21 protein-coding genes are annotated in these 24414 nt (G+C 66.1%); 7 read left to right on the top strand and 14 right to left on the bottom strand.

The annotated features are described in order from the left end of the window. Positions 1-12 precede the first annotated feature (12 nt). The 10 genes from MRS60_RS27585 to leuA form a co-directional block, all read right to left on the bottom strand. The gene (locus MRS60_RS27585) at positions 13-1422 is read right to left on the bottom strand and encodes a circularly permuted type 2 ATP-grasp protein (RefSeq protein ID WP_034181091.1); all 1410 of its coding nucleotides are present in this window, start codon (positions 1420-1422) and stop codon (positions 13-15) included. A gap of 130 nt (positions 1423-1552) precedes the next feature. Then, the gene (locus tag MRS60_RS27580; RefSeq protein ID WP_152603924.1) at positions 1553-2056 is read right to left on the bottom strand and encodes a hypothetical protein; all 504 of its coding nucleotides are present in this window, start codon (positions 2054-2056) and stop codon (positions 1553-1555) included. A gap of 49 nt (positions 2057-2105) precedes the next feature. Beyond that, positions 2106-2618, bottom strand: a complete 513-nt coding sequence (locus MRS60_RS27575; protein WP_204493931.1) for a YkgB family protein — start codon at positions 2616-2618, stop codon at positions 2106-2108. A 495-nt stretch (positions 2619-3113) separates the two neighbouring features. After that, a complete protein-coding gene (arsN2, locus tag MRS60_RS27570; protein WP_243565963.1) occupies positions 3114-3542 on the bottom strand; it encodes an arsenic resistance N-acetyltransferase ArsN2 in 429 nt (142 codons plus the stop codon). 165 nt (positions 3543-3707) lie between these two features. Then, the gene (gene arsH, locus MRS60_RS27565) at positions 3708-4430 is read right to left on the bottom strand and encodes an arsenical resistance protein ArsH (protein ID WP_243565962.1); all 723 of its coding nucleotides are present in this window, start codon (positions 4428-4430) and stop codon (positions 3708-3710) included. A 65-nt stretch (positions 4431-4495) separates the two neighbouring features. Further along, positions 4496-5566 (bottom strand): ACR3 family arsenite efflux transporter, encoded by a 1071-nt coding sequence (gene arsB / locus MRS60_RS27560; protein ID WP_034181086.1) that lies wholly within the window; start codon positions 5564-5566, stop codon positions 4496-4498. 64 nt (positions 5567-5630) lie between these two features. Further along, positions 5631-6125, bottom strand: a complete 495-nt coding sequence (locus tag MRS60_RS27555) for an arsenate reductase ArsC (protein ID WP_243565961.1) — start codon at positions 6123-6125, stop codon at positions 5631-5633. A 22-nt stretch (positions 6126-6147) separates the two neighbouring features. Then, positions 6148-6483: an ArsR/SmtB family transcription factor gene (locus MRS60_RS27550; RefSeq protein ID WP_034181084.1), complete on the bottom strand. Its 336-nt coding sequence runs from the start codon at positions 6481-6483 to the stop codon at positions 6148-6150. Between the two features lie 205 nt (positions 6484-6688). Further along, complete coding sequence (locus MRS60_RS27545) at positions 6689-7096, bottom strand: hypothetical protein (RefSeq protein WP_034181083.1); 408 nt, start codon at positions 7094-7096, stop codon at positions 6689-6691. Between the two features lie 137 nt (positions 7097-7233). After that, positions 7234-8943, bottom strand: a complete 1710-nt coding sequence (leuA, locus tag MRS60_RS27540; RefSeq protein ID WP_175747048.1) for a 2-isopropylmalate synthase — start codon at positions 8941-8943, stop codon at positions 7234-7236. A 933-nt stretch (positions 8944-9876) separates the two neighbouring features. On the opposite strand from leuA, the gene MRS60_RS27535 reads away from it, so the two are divergent. The 3 genes from MRS60_RS27535 (at position 9877) to MRS60_RS27525 (ending at position 12161) form a co-directional block, all read left to right on the top strand. Next, positions 9877-10266: a fucose-binding lectin II gene (locus tag MRS60_RS27535; protein ID WP_034181081.1), complete on the top strand. Its 390-nt coding sequence runs from the start codon at positions 9877-9879 to the stop codon at positions 10264-10266. Positions 10267-10387: 121 nt separating this feature from the next. Beyond that, positions 10388-11221 (top strand): fucose-binding lectin II, encoded by an 834-nt coding sequence (locus tag MRS60_RS27530; protein ID WP_243565960.1) that lies wholly within the window; start codon positions 10388-10390, stop codon positions 11219-11221. Positions 11222-11420: 199 nt separating this feature from the next. Further along, positions 11421-12161 carry a fucose-binding lectin II gene (locus MRS60_RS27525; RefSeq protein WP_034181117.1) on the top strand — a complete coding sequence of 247 codons (741 nt, stop codon included), beginning with the start codon at positions 11421-11423 and terminating at the stop codon, positions 12159-12161. Between the two features lie 298 nt (positions 12162-12459). On the opposite strand, the gene MRS60_RS27520 is transcribed toward MRS60_RS27525, so the two are convergent. Together MRS60_RS27520 and MRS60_RS27515 are read right to left on the bottom strand one after the other, a co-directional pair. Continuing rightward, positions 12460-15759, bottom strand: a complete 3300-nt coding sequence (locus MRS60_RS27520) for an autotransporter outer membrane beta-barrel domain-containing protein (protein WP_347814851.1) — start codon at positions 15757-15759, stop codon at positions 12460-12462. 501 nt (positions 15760-16260) lie between these two features. Continuing rightward, positions 16261-17625, bottom strand: coding sequence for a M23 family metallopeptidase (locus tag MRS60_RS27515; RefSeq protein ID WP_243565958.1), 1365 nt, complete (start codon positions 17623-17625; stop codon positions 16261-16263). Between the two features lie 327 nt (positions 17626-17952). Between MRS60_RS27515 and MRS60_RS27510 the strand changes: the two genes are divergently transcribed. Next, positions 17953-18822 carry a mechanosensitive ion channel family protein gene (locus MRS60_RS27510; RefSeq protein WP_034181077.1) on the top strand — a complete coding sequence of 290 codons (870 nt, stop codon included), beginning with the start codon at positions 17953-17955 and terminating at the stop codon, positions 18820-18822. A gap of 60 nt (positions 18823-18882) precedes the next feature. Here MRS60_RS27510 and MRS60_RS27505 read toward each other — a convergent pair whose 3' ends face one another. Both MRS60_RS27505 and MRS60_RS27500 read right to left on the bottom strand, forming a co-directional pair. Next, entirely contained in the window at positions 18883-20025 is a 1143-nt protein-coding gene (locus MRS60_RS27505; protein WP_034181076.1) for a branched-chain amino acid ABC transporter substrate-binding protein, read from the bottom strand. A 70-nt stretch (positions 20026-20095) separates the two neighbouring features. Further along, entirely contained in the window at positions 20096-21133 is a 1038-nt protein-coding gene (locus MRS60_RS27500) for a histone deacetylase family protein (RefSeq protein WP_034181075.1), read from the bottom strand. Between the two features lie 126 nt (positions 21134-21259). Here MRS60_RS27500 and MRS60_RS27495 point away from each other — a divergent pair, with 126 nt between their 5' ends. The 3 genes from MRS60_RS27495 to mqo all read left to right on the top strand — a co-directional run bounded on the left by MRS60_RS27495 (position 21260) and on the right by mqo (position 24342). Then, positions 21260-21748: an Lrp/AsnC family transcriptional regulator gene (locus tag MRS60_RS27495; RefSeq protein ID WP_034181074.1), complete on the top strand. Its 489-nt coding sequence runs from the start codon at positions 21260-21262 to the stop codon at positions 21746-21748. Positions 21749-21813: 65 nt separating this feature from the next. Next, positions 21814-22113: a hypothetical protein gene (locus MRS60_RS27490; RefSeq protein WP_034181073.1), complete on the top strand. Its 300-nt coding sequence runs from the start codon at positions 21814-21816 to the stop codon at positions 22111-22113. Positions 22114-22680: 567 nt separating this feature from the next. Beyond that, positions 22681-24342 carry a malate dehydrogenase (quinone) gene (gene mqo, locus MRS60_RS27485; protein ID WP_243565957.1) on the top strand — a complete coding sequence of 554 codons (1662 nt, stop codon included), beginning with the start codon at positions 22681-22683 and terminating at the stop codon, positions 24340-24342. Positions 24343-24414: the final 72 nt, after the last annotated feature.

The raw sequence follows: 24414 nt of genomic DNA, 5'->3' as shown, positions 1-24414 counted from the left end.
CGCGCGTGCCGCTCAGCCCGCGACCCACGTGTCCTTCGTGCCGCCGCCCTGCGACGAATTCACGACCAGCGAGCCCTCCTTCAGCGCGACGCGCGTGAGCCCGCCCGCGACCATCTTCACGGTGCGGCCCGACAGCACGAACGGCCGCAGGTCGATGTGGCGCGGCGCGATGCCGGCTTCGACGAAGGTCGGGCAGGTGGACAGCGCGAGCGTCGGCTGCGCGATGTAGTTGTCGGGCTGCGCGACGAGTCGCGCACGGAACGCTTCGATCTCCGCTTTCGTCGCGGCCGGGCCGACGAGCATCCCGTAGCCGCCCGCGCCGTGTACTTCCTTGACGACGAGATCGGGCAGGTGCGCAAGCGTGTATGCGAGATCGTCGGGCTTGCGGCACTGGTACGTCGGCACGTTGTTCAGGATCGGCTGCTCGTCGAGATAGAACCGGATCATGTCGGGGACGAACGGGTAGATCGACTTGTCGTCCGCGATGCCGGTGCCGATCGCGTTCGCGATCGTCACGCGCCCCGCGCGATACGCGCCAAGCAGACCCGGCACGCCGAGCGCCGAATCGCTGCGGAACGCGAGCGGATCGAGAAAATCGTCGTCGAGCCGGCGGTAGATCACGTCGACGCGCTTCGGCCCGTGGGTCGTGCGCATGTATACGTGCCGGCCGTCGACGAACAGGTCCTTGCCCTCGACGAGTTCGACGCCCATCTGCTGCGCGAGGAACGTGTGCTCGAAGTACGCGGAGTTGTACATGCCCGGCGTCATCACGACGACGACCGGATCGTCGACGCCGTCCGGCGCGCTCGCGCGCAGCGTGTCGAGCAGCAGATCCGGGTAGTGCGCGACGGGCGCGATGCGGTTGCGCACGAACAGGTCGGGAAAGAGCCGCATCATCATCTTGCGGTTCTCGAGCATGTACGACACGCCCGACGGCACGCGCAGGTTGTCTTCCAGCACGTAGAACGCGCCGTCGTCGCCGGCCCGCACGAGGTCCACGCCCGCGATGTGCGCACGGATGTCGCGCGGCACGTCGACGTTCTGCATCTCCGGCCGGTACTGCGCGTTCGCATAGATCTGCGCGGCCGGCACGATGCCCGCGCGCACGATGTCGCCGCGATGGTAGACGTCGTGCAGGAACAGGTTGAGCGCCTGCACGCGCTGCCGCAGCCCGGCTTCGAGCGTGCGCCATGCGTCGGCCGGCACGATGCGCGGAATCTGGTCGAACGGGATCAGCCGCTCGCCGCCCGATTCGTCGCCGTTGACGGCGAACGTGATGCCGACCCGTCGAAACATCAGGTCCGCTTCCGCGCGTTTGCGGCGCATCGTGTCGTCGGTCTGCTGGCTCAGCCAGTGCTGGAATGCTTCGTAGTGGCGCCGGACGGCGCCGCCTTCGCGATGCATCTCGTCGTAGAACTGCATGCTTGTCTCCGCTTGCTGGTTTCTGGTTGGATACGCCGCCGCCGGCGTACGGCGCGACGCGCATCGGGAACGGGCGGCAGGCGCGACCGGCGGCCGCGCCGGTCTTCGGAAGTCGTGCCGACCGGCAGGGTCAGGAATCGGTCGGGCGCGCGGGGTGCATCGGGTGAAGTTCGGCCGCGCCGCGTTCTCGTGGATGAAACGTCGGCTCCGACGTCTGCTGGCGAATGTCGGTAAGCCACGACGCGAGTTCCGCGTCGGTCATGCCGAGCGCCTTCGCGGTATCGGACGATGCATCGGGCCGGCGCGGATAGCGCGCTTTCGCGCGCGCGGCCGCATGCACGGCCGAATCGTGCGCGGTGCGCGCCGGGTCGCCAACGCCGTGCCGTGCGGCGCCGACGGGTACGGCCGCCGGGCGCACGACGGAACCGGTGTGCACTGGGTTCGCGCCGTCTTGCATCCCGATCGCGGCCGGCGTCTGCATCTCGTACACGCGCGGCGCCGCGACGCATGCGGCCGCGAGCAGACATCCTGCCGTCGCCGCGAGAATCGTCGTGCGGCGCGGACGGCGCAGCACGTCCTTGAAGCACGGTGCCAGCGTGCTCGCCAACCGCCCGATGATGTGTCGATCGCCCATGATGTTCATATGGCTCCGTCCTCGGCCGAGCCGGAACGCGTCGCCGTCGTCACGCGACGGGCGACGTCCGCGCTGCGTCGCCGCCGCGCGGCGGCAGCGACGCCAGCAGCAGGCACAGCGATGCCGCGAGCAGCACGAGGTCCTTCAGCAGGAACTGGCCGATCGGCGCCGAGATCGCCGGGAACCCGCCGGCCGTTGGCTCGCCAACGCCGGGCGTCGTCAGCATGAAGGTCAATGTCATCGCGTATGTGGCCGATGACATCGCGGCACCCAGCACCGACGCCAGCGGCACGCGCGAGCCGACAGCCAGCATCGCGGCCGTCGTCAGTTCGACCGCGCCGATCGCGATGCTCGCGCCTTCCACGCCGAACAGCGCGTGCAGCCAACTCATCAGCGGGCTGTTCGCGATGAATGGCGCGATGCCGCCTGCTTCGTACGCGGTGAACTTCATTCCGCCGAACCACAGGAAGATCACGACTAGCGACCAACGCAGCAGTGCGAACGAACTGCGCGAGCCGTGCGTGCGCTCGGCAATGCGTGAGAAGGAATCAAGAGCGGTCATGCGGAACGCCTCCGTCGAATGGCAATGCGCGTGAAGCGCATCATCGATTCCATTCTATGAACGCGAGGGACGCAAATGAATCGGACCCGTCTGATTCGGCGCGATATCGCTGACGCGATTGGCCGTGCGCGTACGCTGCTTGAAGTAGTGAATCAGCGAGTGAGCACGCGACGGCTCGCGGCTGGCGCCGGAGGAACACGATGGGCCGCGCAACGCGCGGTCTCGCGAACGGGAATGGCAGACGGGTGACGGCAGGCAGGACGCCGTTCAGATCCGGTACCCGAAGGGTATCCCGATCGCGGAGCCGACCCAATCGGACCAGTCCGATTACGTTTCGCCAGGTCAGGTGATGGAAGTGCCGGTGTCGCTGGGCCGGCATGTTGAAACCGTGGTGCGGCCCGCGCAGCGCGCGCATTCGGCAGGCATCACGGTTGCAAAGTAAGGTGCGGATCGTCTTCGATGGCGAACGGTCCGGCGTCGACGCCGCGCGTTCGGCTAAATCACCTTCAGCATGATGGCCGCAGATGCCGGGCACACACCGGCGAACTGACCGGACGATAGCAGCGGTCCAGGCACGTCACCGAGCGTAATGCGCACAAAACCCTGCCGAGCAAAATAGCGCTCCGCCGTGGTCGTGCGCAACGCTACCGCTTCGACCGCTCGACTGCGGCATTCCGCCAGCAAGCGCGAAACGATCGTCTTTCCCAGCCCGCCGCCGCGCGCTTGCGCAGCGACGGCAATCGAACGGATCAACGCGAAGTTGCCGTGGTATTCGATGCCGCCGCATGCAATGACGCTCCGGGCATCGACAGCCACAATGAAATTCGGCAAGTATTCCGCCACGCCGGCGACAGGCAAATCGGAAGCGCGAAGCAGGGACTCTATCGAAACCAGATCGGATACTGCGGCAGCGCGAAGTTGCATGGCGTCGATCCTCGGGGGTGGAAGCTTTGTAGGCGGCAGCGATTCGCGGGCACGTATGGCCTCGATCGAGGTGCGGGTGCAGGTGGCCTGCACGCCGCACCGAGGCACCGAGGCACCGAGGCACCGAGGCACCGAGGCACCGAGGCACCGAGGCACCGAGGCACGTCAGATACTGCGCTGATTGACGCGCTTCGACAGTTCCTCCGCGCTTTCCTTCCGCTCGCTATACCGATCCACCAGATAAGGCCCGATATCCCGCGTCAGCAGCGTGAACTTGACCAGTTCTTCCAGCACATCCACCACGCGATCGAAATAAGCCGAAGGCTTCATCCGCCCTGCTTCGTCGAATTCCGCGAACGCCTTGGCCACCGACGACTGGTTCGGGATGGTCAGCATGCGCATCCAGCGTCCGAGCACGCGCATCTGGTTCACCGCATTGAACGATTGCGAGCCGCCGCTGACCTGCATGACGGCGAGCGTCTTGCCCTGGGTCGGCCGAACGGCGCCCATCGACAGCGGAATCCAGTCGATCTGCGATTTCATGATGCCGGTCATCGCGCCGTGCCGTTCCGGCGAGCACCACACCATGCCTTCCGACCACTGCACCAGTTCGCGCAACTCGACGACCTGCGGATGACTCTCGGGCGCATCGTCCGGCAGCGGCAGGCCGCTCGGATTGAACACGCGCACTTCGGCGCCCATTGCGGTGAGCAGGCGCGCGGCTTCCTCGATCAGCAGCCGGCTGAACGAGCGCTCGCGCAGCGAGCCGTACAGAAGCAGGAACCGGGGCGGATGCGTCGACGGCACCGCCGGCCGCAACTGGCCGGCATCCGGCACGCGGAACGATTCGACGTCGAGTTGCGGCAGGTCATTCAGACGGTCAGACATGCGTACCCTCCGCGTGATCGCATTGAAACGTGACGTGGTTCATGCAGATGGATTCTCCCGTTTGCTCAAGCACGTTCGTACCAGCCCTTCGACCGGTTGACGATGCGCACCACCAGCAGCATGACGGGCACTTCGATCAGCACGCCGACGACGGTGGCCAGCGCCGCGCCGGAATGAAAACCGAACAAACTGATCGCAGCCGCGACCGCCAGCTCGAAGAAATTGGACGCGCCGATCAGCGCCGACGGACACGCGATGTTGTGCTTCTCGCCCACGGCGCGATTGAGCCAGTAAGCGAGCGCCGAATTGAAAAACACCTGGATCAGGATCGGCACCGCGAGCAGCGCGATCACCAGCGGCTGCTTCAGGATCGCTTCGCCCTGGAACGCGAACAGCAGCACGAGCGTGGCCAGCAAGGCGGCGATCGACCACGGGCCGATCCTGGCCATCGCGGCATCGAACGCCGCCTGCCCGTTCGCGAGCAGCCGCTTGCGCCAGAGCTGCGCGAGGATCACCGGGATCACGATGTAGAGCACGACCGACGTGAGCAGCGTCGCCCACGGCACGGATATCGCCGACATCCCCAGCAGCAGGCCGACCAGCGGCGCGAACGCGATCACCATGATGCTGTCGTTCAGCGCGACCTGCGACAGCGTGAACAGCGGATCGCCGCCCGTCAGCCGGCTCCATACGAACACCATCGCCGTACACGGCGCGGCGGCGAGCAGGATCAAGCCGGCGATGTAGCTGTCGAGCTGATCGGCCGGCAGCATCGGCGCGAACAGATGCCGGATGAACAGCCAGCCGAGGAACGCCATCGAGAACGGCTTGACGAGCCAGTTCACGACGAGCGTGACGCCGATGCCTTTCACGTGCTGACGCACTTCATGCAGCGCGCCGAAGTCGACCTTGACGAGCATCGGAATGATCATCACCCAGATGAGCAGCCCGACCGGCAGGTTGACCTGCGCGTATTCCATCCGGCCGATCTGCTGGAACAGGCCGGGCAGCGCCTGGCCGAGCGCGATGCCGGCGACGATGCACAGCGCGACCCAGACGGTCAGATAGCGTTCGAAGAAGTTGATGGAAGGCTTGGCGACAGCCTGCTCCGGCGGGGCGACGTTGGACGTGTTCATTGGACGGGTATCGGTCTCGAAGTCGCTGGCGGCCGGTGAATTCGGCCAGCCGCCGTGCGAACGGTCAGCTCCGGGAAATCTCGGTCAAGGCCGCCTGGAGTTCGGCGTTGCTCATGCGTTCGAGCGGCAGCGCCAGCAACTGCAGCATCCGGTAGCCGATCGCCTGGCGCGTGAGTTCGAACGCGAGCCGCTTGCCTTCGTCGCCGCCCACCGCGTTCGACGGATCGGCATAACCCCAGTGCACTTTGACCGGGCTGCCGGGCCAGTACGGGCACGTCTCCGCGGCCGCGCTGTCGCACACCGTGATGACGACGCGCATTTCAGGCGCGCCGTCGCCCGTGAATTCGTCCCAGCTCTTGCTGCGGTAGCCGCCGACGTCGACACCGGCGTTCGCCAGCGCTTCCAGCGCGAACGGATTGAGCCGGCCGCTCGGCGCACTGCCGGCGCTGTACGCGCGCACGTCCTTGCCGAGCTTCGCGGCCCAATGATTGAGCATGCCTTCCGCGAGCACGCTGCGCGCGGAGTTGTGGGTACAGAGGATCAGGACGTTCGTGGTCATGGGCGAGGTAGGTGAAGGCGCTTCAGCAAGGTTGCGGGCCGGACGTCGAACACGCGGACACCGGCGAGCACGGATTGCCGCCGCAGCAGTTCTCCGTGAGATAGGCCAGCAGCCCGTTCATCGTCGCGAAGTTCGCGCTATAGATGACGAAGCGGCCGTCCTGCTGACTCGTGACGAGCTGCGCATGGGCCAGCTCCTTCAGATGAAAGGACAGCGATGAAGGCGGTACATTCAGCAGCGTGGCGATCTGCCCGGCCGGCAGGCCCTGCGGCCCCGCCTGCACGAGCGTGCGGAAGACGGCGAGCCGGGATTCATGCGCGAGTGCCGACAGCGCGGCAATGGTCTGGTTCGTTTCCATTATTCGATAATAATCGAAATATCGAATTCCGAGAAGCCACCTCAAGATGAAGCGGTGGCCAACGAACGGGGACAAACAAAACGACTGCGCCAGCGGGCGAACCCTTCGCCCGACGACAGCCCGGCCTTCGACTACGCGCCGCGCGCTTCCCGATGCCCGTCCCGATGCGCTCCCCGGGCCGTCAGCATCGGGGTCGACGCACGGCTCACGGTTGCGAGAACACCATCACGCGCCCCGACACGCGCTGCAGCTTGAGCCAGCCCATATCGGCCGTGAAGCGCAGTTGCTGCAGCGGGAAGTCGAACGACGCCTTCTCGGCCGCGCTCACGACCGACTTGGCGATCCAGCGGATCAGCGCCTTCCCTTCCTCGGTCGTCACGCTGCCGTTCTGGATGCCGCCGTAGAAGTAGCGATTCCCGGCGTTGACCTCGTTCTGCAACTGCATCCAGTGACCCGGCAAACCCGGCAGCGTCCGGAACAGGTCGGCGACCCGCTTCGTCGTCAGGCCGCGCGCCCATAGCGCACCGTTCGCATCCGGCCGAACCAGGTTGTGGCGATCCGCTGCCTGGGCCTGCCCCTTGATGTCGCCCCGCAGGGCATCGAGCTTCGACATGACGCATTCCTCATGGTGATGGGCGCGGGAAAATGGCCCCGCGCGCGCCGCTAGCACGATACGCCCGTTGCGTGGAGTCATCTCCTGTCAGGTTTGTCAGGCCGCGCCGCCTCGCCGGCGCGGCCGCCACCGCCCGCTTACGCGACGGCCTTCACCGCCGCCTGCGCGCCAAAGAACGTCGCCTGCGCCGCTTCGTCAGCCCGCGCATACGCGCGGTTGACGCCGCTGATCACCGCGCGGATCGACGCGGTCGTCAGGTTCGCGTCGATGCCCACGCCGAACGCGCTGCCGCGCACGCCCGAGCCGGCCAGTTCCGCGATCGCGATCGCCTTTGCGTCGGCGCCCTGCGACAACGCGCGTTCCTCGTAGTGCTGGATTCGCAGCGGCGTGCGCAGCGCATGCATCAGCGCGTCGAGCGGGCCGTTGCCTTCGCCGCGCAGCACGCGGCGCTCGCCGTGCACGTCGGCGGTGAGCACGATCGTCTCGCGGCCGTCGCGTTCGCTAAGTTCATGGCCGACATAGCGCAGCGGCGCGTCGCCCTCCACGTATTCCTGCTGGAACAGCGACCAGATCTGCGCGCTCGTCACCTCGTGCCCGCTGTCGTCGGTCAGGCGCTGCACGGCCGCGCTGAAGTCGACCTGCAGGCGGCGCGGCAGCGCGACGCCATAACCCTGTTCGAGCAGGTACGCGATGCCGCCCTTGCCCGACTGGCTGTTCACGCGAATGATCGAATCGTACGTGCGGCCGAGGTCGCTCGGATCGATCGGCAGATACGGCATTTCCCACACGGCGTCGGCGCGCTGCACCGCGAAGCCCTTCTTGATCGCATCCTGGTGCGAGCCGGAGAACGCGGTGAACACGAGGTCGCCAACGTACGGATGACGCGGATGGATCGGCAACTGCGTGCATTCCTCGGACGTGCGCGCGACTTCGTTGATCTGCGAGAAATCGAGGCCCGGATCGACACCCTGCGTGTACAGGTTCAGCGCGAGCGTCACGAGATCGACGTTGCCCGTGCGTTCGCCGTTGCCGAACAGGCAGCCCTCGATGCGGTCGGCGCCGGCCATCACCGCGAGCTCGGCCGCCGCGACCGCGGTGCCGCGATCATTGTGCGGATGCACGGACAGGATCAGCGCATCGCGACGCGCGAGGTTGCGGTGCATCCATTCGATCTGGTCCGCATAGAAGTTCGGCGTGCCGACTTCGACGGTCGCCGGCAGGTTCACGATCGCCTTGTGCTCGGGCGTCGGCTGCCACACGTCGAATACCGCGTCGCAGACTTCCTTCGCGAAGTCGAGCTCGGTCGCCGTAAACGTTTCCGGGCTGTACTGCAGCGTGAACTGCGTGTCGGTCGCGGCATCGGCGCAGCGCTTGATCGTGCGCGCCGCGTTCACCGCGAGCTGCTTCACGCCATCGCGGTCGAGGCCGAACACGATCTTGCGGAATTCCGGCGCGGTTGCGTTGTACAGATGCACGATCGCGCGCTTCGCGCCGCGCAGCGATTCGAAGGTGCGCTCGATCAGGTCGTCGCGCGCCTGCGTCAGCACCTCGATCGTCACGTCGTCGGGAATGTGGCCGCCTTCGATCAGCTCGCGCACGAAGTTGAAGTCGGTCTCGGACGCCGACGGGAACGCCACCTCGATCTCCTTGAAACCGATCGCGACGAGCGTCTTGAACATCCGCATCTTGCGTGCCGCGTCCATCGGCTCGAACAGCGCCTGGTTGCCGTCGCGCAGGTCGGTGCTCATCCAGATCGGCGCGTGCGTGATGGTGCGCGACGGCCATGTTCGGTTCGGCAAGTTGACGGGCGTGAACGGCCGGTACTTCGTTGCGGGGTTCTTCAGCATCATGATGTTCGGTCCTCGGTCGGTTTGTCGGGAAACCGCGGCGCGGCGGCCTTCAGCGGTGGCGGCCGGCTGCGCACGCAGCGATCAAAGCGGTAAAAAGCGGCACAACGGCAAAGCGGTACGGCGAACGACAGCCTTGACGGTTGAGCGACCGGGACGGAGCAGAGCGATACGGAAAAAAGACGAGCTCAGGCGCCGGTCGACAACCGGGGCCAGGTCGGTGATACGGGGGAAATCTGGCGCTTCAGGAAAGATGCAGATGGAAAGCGCGCAGCCGCAGACCCAGCCCGGAACAACGGGCTAGTAGTCGTAGCGAGAAGAGGGGCTGGGCGGCTTGCATGGCCGGAATCAAATCACAGGGTGGACGGGGCTGTCAACGGGAAGCGCGTGCCTCGCATGGCCGCGCCGTCTGCAAAATCAGTCCCGTCCGATAGGCGGCGGCCGCGCCCGTCGATATGCTTCATGGGTGCGGCGCCGGTGAGGTCCTATTCATGTTCGGAGTGAGTCGGTCCATCCTCTTCGCCGGTCGCCGCACACCCTCCCTTTGCGATCGGGCTTCGGCGTGGGCGTTCGGTGGTGGCCGGTGGGCGCGGCCACGACAGAGATGCTGATGTTGAAACGAACGCTGCCAGATGCGAACACCGAGCGCTCGCCCCGAAGCCCGATTGCCCCGTTGCCGATCCGCCTGTACCGCGCACTATTCAGAAAAACGACACGCGCGCCGGCATAGTTTCCGGAATATATAAAAACATCCTCGATTAAACCTGTTTCATTAAATCGATTCACCTTGATTTTCGATTTATTGAACAATTACCATTCTCATCTGAATATTTTTTTATTTATTTTTCGACATGCTTGTCGAACCGCGTTTCAAACGGCAAACGTTTGCGAGACGCGGGGAGACGCCTTACTACTGATCTTCAGGAGGAAAGCATGGCCGATTCTCAAACGTCATCCAATCGCGCCGGCGAATTTTCGATTCCGCCGAATACCGATTTCCGCGCGATTTTCTTCGCGAATGCCGCCGAACAACAGCACATCAAGCTGTTTATCGGCGACAGCAAGGAACCCGCCGCTTATCACAAGCTGACCACGCGCGACGGCCCGCGCGAAACCACGCTGAATTCCGGCAACGGCAAGATCCGCTTCGAGGTGTCGGTAAACGGCAAGCCGTCGGCCACCGACGCGCGCCTCGCGCCGATCAACGGCAAGAAGTCGGACGGCTCGCCGTTCACGGTCAACTTCGGGATCGTCGTGTCGGAAGACGGCCACGACAGCGACTACAACGACGGCATCGTCGTGCTGCAGTGGCCGATCGGCTGATCGGCCCGCCCGCCGATTGACCGATGACCGCCGGGCTGCCGCCTGCAAGGCAGCCCGGCGGTTCCACATCGAAAACGCGAAGCCATTCAATTCAAACCCGTTTCGCCTTCAGGAGACCGCCATGCCCATCTTTTCGGCATCGATCAACAGTGCGCCCGTCGTCACGTCCGAGACTTACGTCGACATTCCGGGCCTGCATCTCGACCTTGCGAAAGAGCAGGCAAACATTCGCGACGGCAAGCTGCTCGTCACGCTCAACGTGCCGACGCCGTACGCGACCGGCAACAACTTCCCCGGCATCTATTTCGCGATCGCGACCGACAAGGGCGTCGTCGCGGACGGCTGCTTCACCTATTCGTCGAAGGTGCCGGAAAGCACCGGGCGCATGCCGTTCACGCTCGTCGCGACGATCGACGTCGGCAGCGGCGTCACGTTCGTGAAAGGCCAGTGGAAAAGCGTGCGCGGCAGCGCGATGCATATCGACTCGTACGCGAGCATTTCCGCGATCGGTAACGCCGTCGCGCAATCGTCGTCGCAATCCGGCGGGAATCAGGGCGCCGAAACCGGCAGCGGAACCGGCGGCGCCGGCAACATCGGCGGCGGCGGCGAACGCGACGGCACGTTCAATCTCCCGGCCAACATCAAGTTCGGCGTGACCGCGCTCACCAACGCGTCGAACGACCAGACGATCGACATCTACATCGACGACAACCCGAAACCGGCCGCCACGTTCAAGGGCGCGGGCGTGCAGGACCAGAACCTCGGCACGAAGGTGCTCGACTCCGGCAAGGGCCGCGTGCGCGTGATCGTGACGGCGAACGGCAAGCCGTCGCGGCTCGGCTCGCGGCAGGTCGACATCTTCAAGAAGTCGTTCTTCGGGATCGTCGGGTCGGAGGACGGCGCGGACGACGACTACAACGACGGCATCGTGTTCCTGAACTGGCCGCTGGGCTGATCGACGGACGTCAATAACAGGGACGCACGGCGCGGCATGGATTGCGCGCCGCTTTCGGTATCGCAATGACGACAGGGCCAACCACGCATTGCGATTCATTCGGGCAGCCGCGACTGCCCACGCTTTGCTCCGCGCGCGACACGGCGAAACCGATTCGTCGGCCGCGCGACGCGAGACCTTCCATTACGACGAGGACGACATGCCACAACCCTTTACCCATGACGATCTGTACGCACTGCTGCAACTCGCCGGCAACGACGCGCTCGCCGTGCAGGCCGGCGGCGACCAGGCCGTGCTCGACCGGATGCGTCAGTTCATGACCGCGCAGCTCGTCGAGAAGCTGCCGCAATTCGATGTGTTCGTCCACCTCTCCACCGTGCCGTACAGCTTCGACATCAGCAGCTGGATGAACAAGGTCAAGACCGACACGACCGGGAAGATCGACGCCTGCACGGTGACGTGGGCCGGTGCACCCGGCGTGCTGCCGGGCGCTGCCGCGAAGTTCGGCATCGGCGCGGTGGTCACGTACTTCGCGAAAGCGACGGCGCAACCGCAACCCGCGCAGCCCGACCCCGCGACGAATGCCGGCGGCGAACGCGACGGCATCTTCAACCTGCCGCCGAACATCGCGTTCGGCGTGACGGCGCTCGTCAACTCTGCCGCACAGCAGACGATCGAGGTATTCGTCGACGACAACCCGAAACCGGCCGCGACGTTCCAGGGCGCCGGCACGCAGGACGCGAACCTGAACACGCAAGTGCTGAATTCGGGCAAGGGGAAGGTGCGCGTGGTCGTGACGGCGAACGGCAAGCCGTCGAAGATCGGCTCGCGACAGGTCGACATCTTCAAGAAGACCTACTTCGGGCTGGTCGGATCGGAGGACGGTACGGACGGCGACTACAACGACGGGATTGCGATCCTGAACTGGCCGCTCGGCTGATCGCCGAATCGCGACCCACGCAAAATCAGACCAGGCCGATTGGCCCGCGCCGCACCCCGGGCTACTCTGTTGCCGCGCGGTTCCGGTTCGGCAAGCAACCGACGGCCTGGGTTTTGCGGCGCGGGCCTCGACCGCCGGCCATCCGGATACCGCGCAAGATCTCGCTGCGGCGCGGGCGTTCGATGGTGGCCGGTGGGCGCGGTCATCGGGTTCAAACACTGTAGTGCTCCAGGTAACGACACGCTGCCATATGCGAGCATCGAGCGCTCGCGCCCCAGTCAGATCGCCGCGTGCCCCGCTACCACGCCCACCGCACGCCCGCATTGCCGGTAATCGTGCGCTGATGCTCGCCGCCGAGGTTCGTCAGGTAGCTGACCGTCGCATACACGCTGCCGCGCTTCGTCAACTGCGCGACCAGCCCCGCGCCGATCTGCCCGGCCGTCTGCCCGACCTGCGTGCCGATCGTCGTCGAGCCGCCGAACGTGGTCTTGTCGTCCGCGCCGAACGAGCGCAGCACGTTCACGCGCAGGTAAGGCTTCCAGCTCACGCCGCTCGCATCGAACGCCCATTGCAGCCGTGCGCCGATCCGGCCGACGAACGTGTTGCCGTTGTTCCACGTCACGTCCGACACCCCGTCGTTGAACCTGCCGAGCGACAGGTACTGCCATACGAGTTGCGCCTGCGGCTCCAGCGTCAGCCCGTAGCCGAGCGCGACCGGAAAGCCGGCCTCCACCGAACCCGTGAACGCGTTGCCGTCCGTCGAGCCGTTCACGTTGTCGTTCGAGTGCGTGCGCACCGTCAGCGCACTGCCCATCACGACGGCGTCCGTGTACCAGCCGCCCGGGCCGATATGCGTCCAGTAGCCGCCGAGGTTGTACGAATTGATCTGCAGCGTGCCGACGCCGAGATCGGGCTGCGCGAGCGCGAAGCCGTTCACGTCGCCGACCGCGCGCGCGAAACCGAGGAAAAAGCCGTAGTAATTGCGATGACCGCTCGGGCTGTTGTCCGCATACAGATCCTGGCCGACCTGCATCCCCCACACCGTGCCGTCGAACGACGGCGTCGCATCGCCCTTCTGCTTGATGTTGCTGTTGCCGCCCCACACGCGCGCCCACGACGCAGGCATCGGGCCACTCTCGCTCAGCAGCCCCTGTTCGCCCTGCCGGTCATGGAACGTGTCGATCTGCAGCAGGCCGAGTTGCCGCGCTACGGCCGGTGCCTCTGCATACAGCGGCACTTCGGGGCGGAAGATCGGCTCCGGGCTGCCGCCGGTGCCGGCATCGGCGACGGCTTCGACGATCGATTCGGGCGTGCCTTCGGCCGGCGTGACCGGCACCACGGGCGGCGGTGTCGGCTGCCCAGGTTCGACGACCCGCGGCTGCGGCTTCGGCGGCACCGTGTTGCGCAGGTACCAGCTGTCGCCGGTGCCGGCCGCCGCGCCGCCTTTCGCGAGGAAGTATGAATACGCGCCAGCGCTCACCGTGCCGCCCGACAACGTGAACGCACCCGCGCTCGACGTCGCGCCGTTGGTAGCCTGCACGACCTGGATGCCGTCGCCGGTCGTCAGTGCGCCCGCGCCGCCGACGTTCGTCACCTTCAGCATGCTCGCGCCGCTCGCCGTGCCGCCGCTGACGACCAGCTTGTCCGACGGCGCGCCGTCGCCGGCGAGCGTCGTGTTCAATGCGATCGTCGCGTTCTGGCCGACATAGTTGCCGGCCACCGTCAGCGCGTTGCCCACGCCGCTGCCGCCGAGCTGCACGAGCCCCGCGTTGGTCAGGTTGCCGTTGATCCGGAAATTGCCGGTCGCGCCGCTCGCGAGGCTTGCCAGCGCATTCGCGACCGAGATCGTGCCGTTGTTGGTCACGTTGCCCGTCACGCTGCCGTAGCCGCCGAGCGTCGCGCCCGATGCAACCGTCACCGGCCCGCCGCCGCCCAGCGCCGCCGACGCGCTCGTACCGTCGCCGACGATCACCGTGCCGGCGTTCACGTTCGTGCTGCCCGAGTAGCTGCTCGCTCCGTTCAGCGTCAGCGTGCCGCTGCCGAGCTTCGTCAGCGAACCCGCACCGGCGATGCCCTGCGTCAACGTCGAATTGAAGCCCTGCGTATCGATCGTGCCGTTGTTCGACGTGATCGACACCGCGCGGCCCGATGCCAGATTGAACGAACTGCCGAGCTGCAGCGTGCCGCCGTTGAACGTCAGGTTTCCTGACGATGCGCCGAGCGCATTGTCGGCCGCGACCGTCAACGTGCCCTGCGTGATCGTCGTGCCGCCCGAATACGTGTTGCCGCCGGCCGACGAAGGCGCGACCGTCAGCGTGCCCGCGCCGGTTTTCTCCACCGCGCCCGAGCCGCCGATCGTGCCCGTGTACGTGCCGGCGCTGTCCTGCTGGAAGCGCACGAGGCCGTTGTCGGTCACGGACAGCGGCAGGTTCGACGCATTCGCCTGCAGCGTCGCGCCCGCGTTCACGGTCGCGACGACCGACGCCGTCGTCGTGCCGAGCGTGCCGGTGAGATTCAGCGTGCCGCTCTGCACGAGCGCGGTCGAGAACGTGCCGGTGCCGGCCCACGTCCAGTCCGTGCCGGCCATCGTCAGGCTCTGGAAATTCGTGAACGCGTTCGACGCGGTGCCCGTGCCCTGCAGCGTCACGGTGTTGGCGCCGCCGCCGCCGTTCGCCGTGCCGACGATCTGCGAGCCCGTCTGCAGGATCAGCGTCACGTTGCCGCTGCCTCCCTGGATCGCGGTGCCGCCGCCGCCCTGGATCAGCCCCGCGTTGGTGATCGTCGTCGCGCCGTTGGTCGAGCGCACGCCGATGCCGTTGTTGCTGATGATCCTGCCGCCGGCCTGGTTCGTGATCGTTGCGGTAAACGAGCTGCCGAGCGTGTTCGACACGACCGCGTCGACGCTGCCGCCGCTCGTCGCGGTGCCCGTCGTCTGGATCGTGCCGCTGTTGACCAGCGTGTCGTTGTTGCCCTGCATGTAGACGGCCGGCGCATCGCGGCCGTTCGACGTCAGCGTGCCGCTGTTGATGATCGTGCCGTTGCCGCCGAGCAGCGACGCCGCGCGCGCGTTGTTGCCGGACGTCGTCACGGTGCCGGTGTTGACGATCTGGTTGCCCGACGCGCCGGGATTACTCTGCCCCCACGCGGCCGTCATCCCGTACGCATTGTTGCCGCTGGTCGTGATCGTGCCGTTGTTGACGAGCGTGTTGTTGTTGCCGTTCGCGGCCATCCCGTCGTTGTACTGACCAGTCGTCGAAATCACGCCGGTCGCGGCATTGGTGAGCGTATTGCCGTTGTTCACGCCGAGCAGCACCGCGCCGCGGTTCGCGACGCCCGTGCCGTTGCCGGACATCGACAGGTTGCCGTTGTTGGTGATCGCGCTCGACGTGTCGACGGAAAACGGCGTCGGCGTGGACGTCAGCACATAGCTGCCCGTCACGGTCGAATCGAGGTTGACCGTCACGTTGGTGCTGCCGGCCGTGGCCACGACCGACGGCGCATTGGCGCCGGAACACGTGACCGTCGTGCCGCTGCCCGGCGCGGTGGCCGAGCATGCCGCATGGGCGCCCACCGGCATCGCGCCGGTCAGGATCGCCATCCCACCCAAACCCAGGTTCCGCGTTTTTCTTTTCATCGTTCCGCTCGCATTTATTGGTGACGTTATTGCTGCAAATCGGTGCGTGGAACGGGTTATATCACCTGTCTTGAAATAATCGCAAGGTCAGTTCGTGTGATATTGGAAATCAGCCGGCGATTAATTTCTCAACGAGAAATAATGGGAACGGTTTCTGCCGCTGCGCAGCATTCGGAGATGCGGCAAGCGTCGCATTCGCGATGGAACGAAAAACCGGTTGAATTTGCCGGCTTTCGCTCACGCGCTGAAAGTGATCGCGATGCAGTCCGAAGCAATCGGAAAATTTGACGCAATTTATTAAACGATTCGCCGTGCATGTGTTGCCGCACGCCATTCAGCGATGTTGCTTCGCACGATGACCTGCCGTTCAAACGCGGACGTACCTCGGAATATCGCTGCCGCTGCGCGACTGCGCGTGCTGGTGCTGCGACGCCGACCGCAGCGGCCGGCATCCGGCGCTAGCGATCAGCCCGTATGCGGCTCGACTGCCGTCGACATGGCGACCGGCTGTGTCCACGTGGCCGACGCCAACTGCGTACGGGCGGCATGAGCCACGCGGTTGAACGCGACACGCAGTTCGCCCTTCAGCTTTGCCGCGTTGGCTGCCTGCACGAGCGCGACCGGATCGACGAGACGGGCGTTTCGCCGGACCTCGAAATGCAGATGCGGGCCGGTCGCGGTCCCCGTACTGCCGACGGCGCCGACACGCTGGCCGCGCTCGACGCGCGTGCCGGTTCGCAGCGTCGGCTCGAACGCCGACAGGTGCGCGTAGTACGACGCATAGCCGCCGTCGTGACGAATTACCACGTACTTGCCGTAGCCGCGCGGCTCGGTGCCGATGAACGACACGACGCCGTTCTCCGACGCATGGACGGCACGGCCCGTCGGCGCAGCCAGATCGACGCCGGAATGCACGTGGCGCGTGCCGGTCACCGGATGCACGCGCGCGCCGAACTGCGAGCTGATCCGCGTCGCGGCGACCGGCATCGCGAAATGCGCACCGGCGAGCGGCACGCCGTCGAGGTCGTAATACGCGCCCGGCGAGCCGGCGTCGGGCGCAAACCACACGCCCGCCACCTGCTGGCCGCGAAAACGCACGTCGAGCGCCGTCACGCGCACGCCGCCCTGCAGCGTCGCGTCGTCGTCCGGTTCGAATGCCACGCGGAAGGTGTCGCCAATCGCGCCACGCTGCTTCGGGTCGATGCGCCCGGCCAGCAAACGGACGACCTGCGCCGCGACGCCGGCAGGCAGTTCGGCGCGCGCCAGCGACGCCCGCAGGCTGCCTGTAATCGCACCGGCGCGCGTGCTGCGATCCGGCGCCGCGAGCATGAACGGCTCGGCCGACGCCAGATCGACGGAGCCCCGCTCGAATGCCGGCTGCGCACCCATCGACGGCAACGGCGATGCAATGCCGTACGCGAACCGCGTCGCGTAGCCACGTTCGATCGCACCGCGCGCCGCGTCGCAAAGCACGCGGTAAGCCACGCATGCGCCGAAGCGGGCAACGGGATCGTCGCCCGTCGGCAGGTTCGACGCATGCGATGCGTACGCGACGTCGAGCGGCGCCGCCGACGATGCACGCAAGCCGCCCCACGTCGTTCGGGCAGAACTGAAAAAAGGCACGTCGACAAGGTCTGCCGTTTCCGCCGTCACGGGCGTGAACGGCGCGGCGTCGTTAAACGCCTGTGCTGCCGCACCGTGTGCGCCGGCGACGCAGGCCGCCGCGACGGCACCGCGCAGCAGCACACGGCGAATCGGGAAACAGCAAACGCCGCGTCGGGCGGGTTGACCTTGTTCGCGTGCGAGACGGAAACGCAGGTTCAACCGCATGACGTCGTCACTCGCTATCAATGAAAAATCGGGAAAGGACCGGGTATCGCGGAGGAACGATCGTCGCGATCCGGCAACTTGAAACCGAGTGTATCGGCGTGCTTGAAATCGCTGAATAGGACGAATCCTATTTTATGGAACAGTCGATTAGTACTAGAACGAAATCGCGATTTCGCCGTCCGACGACAGGGCAGTTCGACCTCATGCATTCGCGCGAAACATCGTGTGACGTGTACAGTCGAGGGCTGCCCGCGCGAGCGCAAGCCTTTCCGACCGAGACGGAAGCGCTACGCGTCGCGCCATGTATCTTCAACCCGGAATCCCGTCATGTTTCTCGATCATCTTCATCCGGAACGCTGGACGTTCCTGTGGAACGCACTGTCCACCCTTTCCATCAAGCTGAGCGCCGGCCTTGCGCTGCTCGTCGCAGGCTGGTGGCTGTCGAAACGCGTCGGCAACTGGCTGAACCGGTTGCTCTCGAACAAGGAGCGCGTCGACGACACGCTGCGGCCGATTCTCTGCGACGTCGCCGTGTGGGGCGTCCGCATCGTCGCGATCGTCGGCGCGCTGTCGCAGCTCGGCATCGAAACCGCGAGCATCGTCGCGGTGCTCGGCGCGGCCGGCCTCGCGATCGGGCTCGCGCTGCAGGGCACGATGCAGAACATCGCGGCCGGCATCATGCTTCTGCTGCTGCGGCCGTTCAAGGTCGGCGACTATATCGACGGCGGCACGGGCGTCGCGGGCACCGTCGACGAGGTCGGGCTGTTCATGACGCGGCTGACCAAGCCGGACGGCATCTGCGAATTCGTGCCGAACAGCGCGCTGTGGGGCAGCTCGATCCGCAACTACACACGCAATCCGACGCGCCGCCTCGATCTCGAAGTCGAGGTGTCCGTGCACGACGATATCGATCGCGCGCTCGACGCGCTGCGCGCGCTGGCCGAAGCCGATCCCGACGTGCTGCAGGATCCGGCGCCGGACGTGATGGTGATGCGCTTCGACGACAGCACGGCCGTCGCGAACATGCGCGTGTGGACGCATACCGACAACTTCTGGGTGATGCGCTGGCGCCTCGCCCGCCAGGTGCGCAAGGCGCTCGCCGATGCAGACTGCGCGCTGCCGATCCGCACGCGCGAGCTGCACATCGTGCACGACGCGGAACGTCGCGCGGACAGGGTGCGCGTGCGGGCGTCGTAACGCGTAACGACATCGGGGCGCGCAACCGCGCGTGACGCGCGGCGCGCCCCGGCTTCGTCGTTACATCTTCACGATATCGAGCAGCGCCTTCCTGCCGCTCTTGTACGTGAACACCGAGATCGCGCCGTGCTTCAGGTCGCCCTGCGGCGTGAAGCTGGTTTCGCCGATCACGCCGCGATAGTCGGTGGCCGGCATCGCGGCCAGCACCTTCGCCGGGTCGGTCGAGTTCGCGCGCTTCATCGCGTCGACGATGATGTAGACCGCGTCGTACGAGAACGGCGCATACACCTGCATCGGCTGGTGGTAACGCGCTTCGTAGCGCTTCGCGAACGCCGCGCCGCCCGGCATCTTCTCGAGCGCGATGCCGGCCTCGGAACACACGACGTTGTCGGACGCCGGACCCGCGAGCTTCGGCAGGTCGGTCGAGCACACGCCGTCACCGGCGAGGATCTTCGCGCGCAACCCTAGCTGCCGCGCCTGCTTCGCGAGCGGCCCGCCCGTCGCGTCCATCCCGCCGTACATGATCGCGTCCGGGTTCGCGCCCTTGATCTTCGTGAGGATCGCGCGGAAATCGATCGCCTTGTCGTTGGTCGCGTCGCGCGACACGATCTTCATGCCGGCCGCCTTCGCCGCCTTCTCGAACTCGGTCGCGAGGCCCTGCCCGTACGCGGTCGAATCGTCGACCACGGCCACCGTCCTGATGCCCATGTTCTTCGCTGCATACGACGCGAGCGCCGGCCCCTGCTGCGCATCCGTCGCGACCACGCGATAGGTCGTCTTGAAGCCCTGCTGCGTGTAAGTCGGGTTGGTCGCGGCCTGCGAGATCTGCACGACGCCGCCGTCGCGATACACGCGCGACGCCGGAATCGACGTGCCCGAGTTGTGATGGCCGACCACGCCGACGACCTTGTCGTCGACGAGCCGCTGCGCGACCTGCGTCGCGGTGCGCGGATCGCCCGCGTCGTCCTGCGCGTCGAGCTGCAGCGTGACCTTCCTGCCGCCGATCGCGAGCCCCTTCGCGTTGATTTCCTCGACCGCGAGCCGCGCGCCGTTCTCGCTGTCCTTGCCGAGATGCGCGATCGCGCCGGTCAACGGCGCGACGTGGCCGATGCGCACGACTTCGTCCGCGTGCGCGGAGAACGCGGACAGCGCGCACGTCAGCGCGGCCGCGGTGGCGAGTGCCGTCTTGTGATGTCGATTCATGTTTGTCCCCTTCGTTGTCGCACTTCGTTCGTGTTCGGATACGTCGTTCGTTGAAGGCAATGCCACGCGCTTACGCGCGCCCTTCGAAACCCAGCAGTACGTTCACCGCGTTGATGCCGATCTCGTCGACCATGTAGCCGCCTTCCATCACGAACAGCGTCGGCAGGTTCAGGCGCGCGAGCGCCTCGCCGATGCGCAGGTAGTCGGGCGAGCGCAGCCGGAAGTGGCTGATCGGATCGTGCTCGAACGTGTCGACGCCGAGCGACACGACGAGCAGATCTGGTGCATGCGCAACGATCGCGGCCGCCGCATGGCCGAGCGCCGCTTCGTAGGTGTCCCACTGCGTGCCCTTCGGCAGCGGCAGGTTCAGGTTGAAGCCTTCGCCCGCGCCCGTGCCGCGCTCGTCCGCATAGCCTGAGAAGTACGGGTACGACACCGACGGCTCGCCATGGATCGACGCGAACAGCACGTCGTCACGTTCGTAGAAGATGTCCTGCGTGCCGTTACCGTGATGGAAATCGACGTCGAGCACCGCGACGCGCGCGGCGCCGCTCGCGATGCCGTGCTGCGCCGCGATCGCCGCATTGTTCAGGTAGCAGTAGCCGCCCATGTACTCGCGGCCCGCGTGATGGCCGGGGGGCCGGCACAGCGCAAACGCCGCGCGCGCGGCGCCGTTCGACAGCAGGTCGGCGCCGGTCAACGCCGAATTCGCGCTCGCGCTCACCGCATCCCACGTGCCCGCATTGATCGGCGCGCCGGCGTCCATCGCGAAGAAGCCGAGCTTGCCGTCGATGAAATCGGGCAGCGTCGCGGCAGCCGGCATCGCGCGCACCGGCCACACCAGCGGCAGCGCCTGGCAGGTGCGGCCGGTCGCGGTCCATTCGTCCCATGCGCCGGCGAGGAACTCGACGTAGCGCGCGCTGTGCGCACCGGCATAGCTGGCGCGGTCGAATGCGCGCGGCGCGATCACGTCGCCGAGGCCGGCCGCGCGGACCTGCGCGAGCACCGTTTCGGCGCGAAGGGGGTTTTCGAACGACTCGGTGATCGCGCCGTCCTTCAGTTCGACGCCGCGATGCAGGTGGTGATCGCTGCTGTAGACCGTGAGCATGGTTGACCGTTGCAGTGATGGCAGTGAGGGGGTGCCAACAGTCTATTGACGCCGACCGGCAATAACTTTGCTTTTCACATTCCCGTTTCGTACAATTTTGAGAAAACTGTCTACGGAACCACGGATATGAGCAAAAATCGCGCTTCGGTTGAACTGGACGGCGTCGACCGCGCGATGCTCCGCCTGCTGCAGGAAGACGGCGCGCTGTCGAACGCGACGCTCGGCGAAAAGCTGTCGCTGAGCGTCACGCCGTGCTGGCGCCGCCGCAAGCGGCTCGAGGACGAGCGCGTGATCACCGGCTACCAGGCGAACCTCGACCGGCGCGCGCTCGGGATGAACGTGTTCGCGTTCGTGCAGGTGACGTTCAACATGCACTCGGGCCAGGATTCGGATCACTTCGAGGATGTGATGCGGCGGCATGACGAGGTGCTGTCGTGCCACAAGATCACCGGCGCGGCCGATTACATCCTGCAGGTCGTCGCGGCCGATCTCGATGCGTATGCGGAATTCGTCGAGCGCGTGCTGCGGAAGCAGGCCGGCGTGTCGTCGATCCAGTCGAGCCTCGCGTTGCGCGAAGTGAAGTTCTCGTCGCGCGTGCCGGTGCCGGACGCGTGAATGGTGCGATGAACATGCATGCCGTCATTCCGTTCCCTCAAACCCATCCCATGGAGCACGACCCCATGAAACGTTTCATCCCCTCCGCCTCGCTTGCCGCCGCGATCGCGTTCGCACTGAGCGCCTGTGCGGCGCAATCCACCGCGCCTGCCAATGCGTCGGCGCCGCTCGATGCTTCCGCGCCGGCCGCGCCGCCGATGGTCGGCGGCGATCGCGATGCACACGGCTGCATCGGCTCGGCCGGCTACGCATGGTGCGAACAGACGCAGCAATGCGAGCGCCCGTGGGAACTCGCGAAGCAAAAGGGCTTCGCGAGTTCGGCGCTGTCGTACGAGCAGTTCTGCAGGAATAATTCGGCGAAGTGAGCGGATCGCGGCGCAATGCCGCGACGCAATGACGGGCCGACGCGAAGCGTTGCGCGATCGCTCGCGCAACGCTTCGGCACATCGACATTCCGACATGTCGCATCGGCACGCGGCGCGCCAATCGAGCGCGCCGCGCCGTCAAATTCCCGCCGGTTTTCCGGCGCGGCACACTCCGATTCCGGAAACCCGGACACGCGAAAAACCCCACAAAAACAAGGACATTTTTCGCGTGCGACACGTTAACCGAGTTCGGTTATATTACGCGCCCCTTGCCACCCCGCCCCCGGCAACAACGTCGCGTGCGGCCCTTTTCGATGCAGCCTGAAACCCCAACTACTCAGGCTTGCCGCAGGGGCCTCGGCGCAATGCGCGCCCCGTGACGCCGGCAATTGCGTGCCTGTCGCGAGCCGATCCGAAGGTGTCCTCCTCAACGGTTTCGCGTGCGCAAATGCAACGGCGAACAGCGTCGATCCGGAATTCCGGATTCGCGATCCGGATCTCCGGATGCGCGTATCGGCCGCGATCGAAACGCACGTCGGGCGGCATGGCAAAACCGATGCATCCAAGTTGAAAAAGGGATCTGCTGTGATCAAAACGTTACGGGTAATACTGTCGGCGCTCGCGCTGTGCGTCGCCGCGTCGTCCGCGCACGCGGCCGATACGAAGAAGGTCGACGTCCTGCTGGTGGGCGGCGGCATCATGAGTTCGACGCTCGGCGTCTGGCTGCACGAGCTTCAGCCTGACTGGTCGATGACGATGGTCGAGCGCCTCGACGGCGTCGCGCTGGAAAGTTCGAACGGCTGGAACAACGCGGGCACCGGCCACTCGGCGCTCGCGGAACTCAACTACACGCCGGAAAAGGCGGACGGCAAGATCGACATCTCGAAGGCCGTCGAGATCAACGAGTCGTTCCAGATCTCGCGCCAGTTCTGGGCGTGGCAGGTCAGGCAGGGCGTGCTGAAGAACCCGCATTCGTTCATCAACTCGACGCCGCACATGAGCTTCGTGTGGGGCGACGACAACGTCCGCTTCCTGAAGAAGCGCTACGAAGCGCTGCAGGCGAGCCCGCTGTTCCGCGGCATGCAGTATTCGGAAGACTACGACCAGATCAAGCAGTGGGTGCCGCTGATGATGGAAGGCCGCGACCGCAAGCAGAAGGTTGCCGCGACGTGGACGCCGATCGGCACCGACGTGAACTTCGGCGAGATCACGCGCCAGTTCGTCGGCTACCTGAAGTCGCAGCCGAACTTCACGCTGTCGCTGTCGAGCGAAGTGCGCGAGATCACGCGCAACGCCGACGGCACGTGGCACGTGTCGTGGGTCAAGCTGCATTCGGATGAACCGCCGCAAGCCGTCGACGCGAAGTTCGTGTTCATCGGCGCGGGCGGCGGCGCGCTGCACCTGCTGCAGGCGTCGGGCATCCCCGAAGCGAAGGACTACGGCGCGTTCCCGGTCGGCGGCTCGTTCCTCGTGACCGACAACCCCGACGTCGTGAAGCAGCACCTCGCGAAGGCGTACGGCAAGGCGTCGGTCGGCTCGCCGCCGATGTCGGTGCCGCACCTCGACACGCGGATCATCGACGGCAAGAAGATCATCCTGTTCGGGCCGTTCGCGACGTTCTCGACCAAGTTCCTGAAGAACGGCTCGTATTTCGACCTGCTCACGAGCACCAACACGCACAACGTCGCGCCGATGATGCGCGTGGGCGTCGACGAATTCCCGCTCGTCCAGTACCTCGCCGGCCAGCTGATGCTGTCCGACGACGACCGCTACAACGCGCTGAAGGAATACTTCCCGAACGCGAAGAAGGAAGACTGGCGCCTGTGGCAGGCCGGCCAGCGCGTGCAGATCATCAAGCGCGACCCGGTGAAGGGCGGCGTGCTGAAGCTCGGCACCGAGATCGTCAGCTCGCAGGACGGCAGCATCGCGGGCCTGCTCGGCGCGTCGCCGGGCGCGTCGACGGCCGCGCCGATCATGCTGAACCTGATGAAGAAGGTGTTCAAGGACAAGGTCGCGACGCCCGAGTGGCAGCAGAAGCTTCGCCAGATCGTGCCGAGCTACGGCACGAAGCTGAACGACAGCCCGGCGAAGGTCGTCGAGGAATGGACCTACACGAGCGACGTGCTGCAGCTCTCGCCGCCGCCGAAGATCGACGTCAACGTACCGTCGCAGGCGACCGGCACCGCGCCGGCCCGCCCGGCGAAGGCGTCGGCCGACATGGCGCTGTAACGCGTACGACCGCCGCGCGGCGCCGTTTCGCCGCACGACATGGCCGCCCTCCGGGGCGGCCATTTTTCATGG

The sequence above is a fragment of the Burkholderia pyrrocinia genome (assembly GCF_022809715.1).
In the GTDB taxonomy this organism is placed as follows: Bacteria; Pseudomonadota; Gammaproteobacteria; order Burkholderiales; family Burkholderiaceae; genus Burkholderia; species Burkholderia pyrrocinia_C.
The sequence above is the reverse complement of the archived record's forward strand: the minus strand, read 5'-3'. Positions and strand labels throughout refer to the sequence as shown.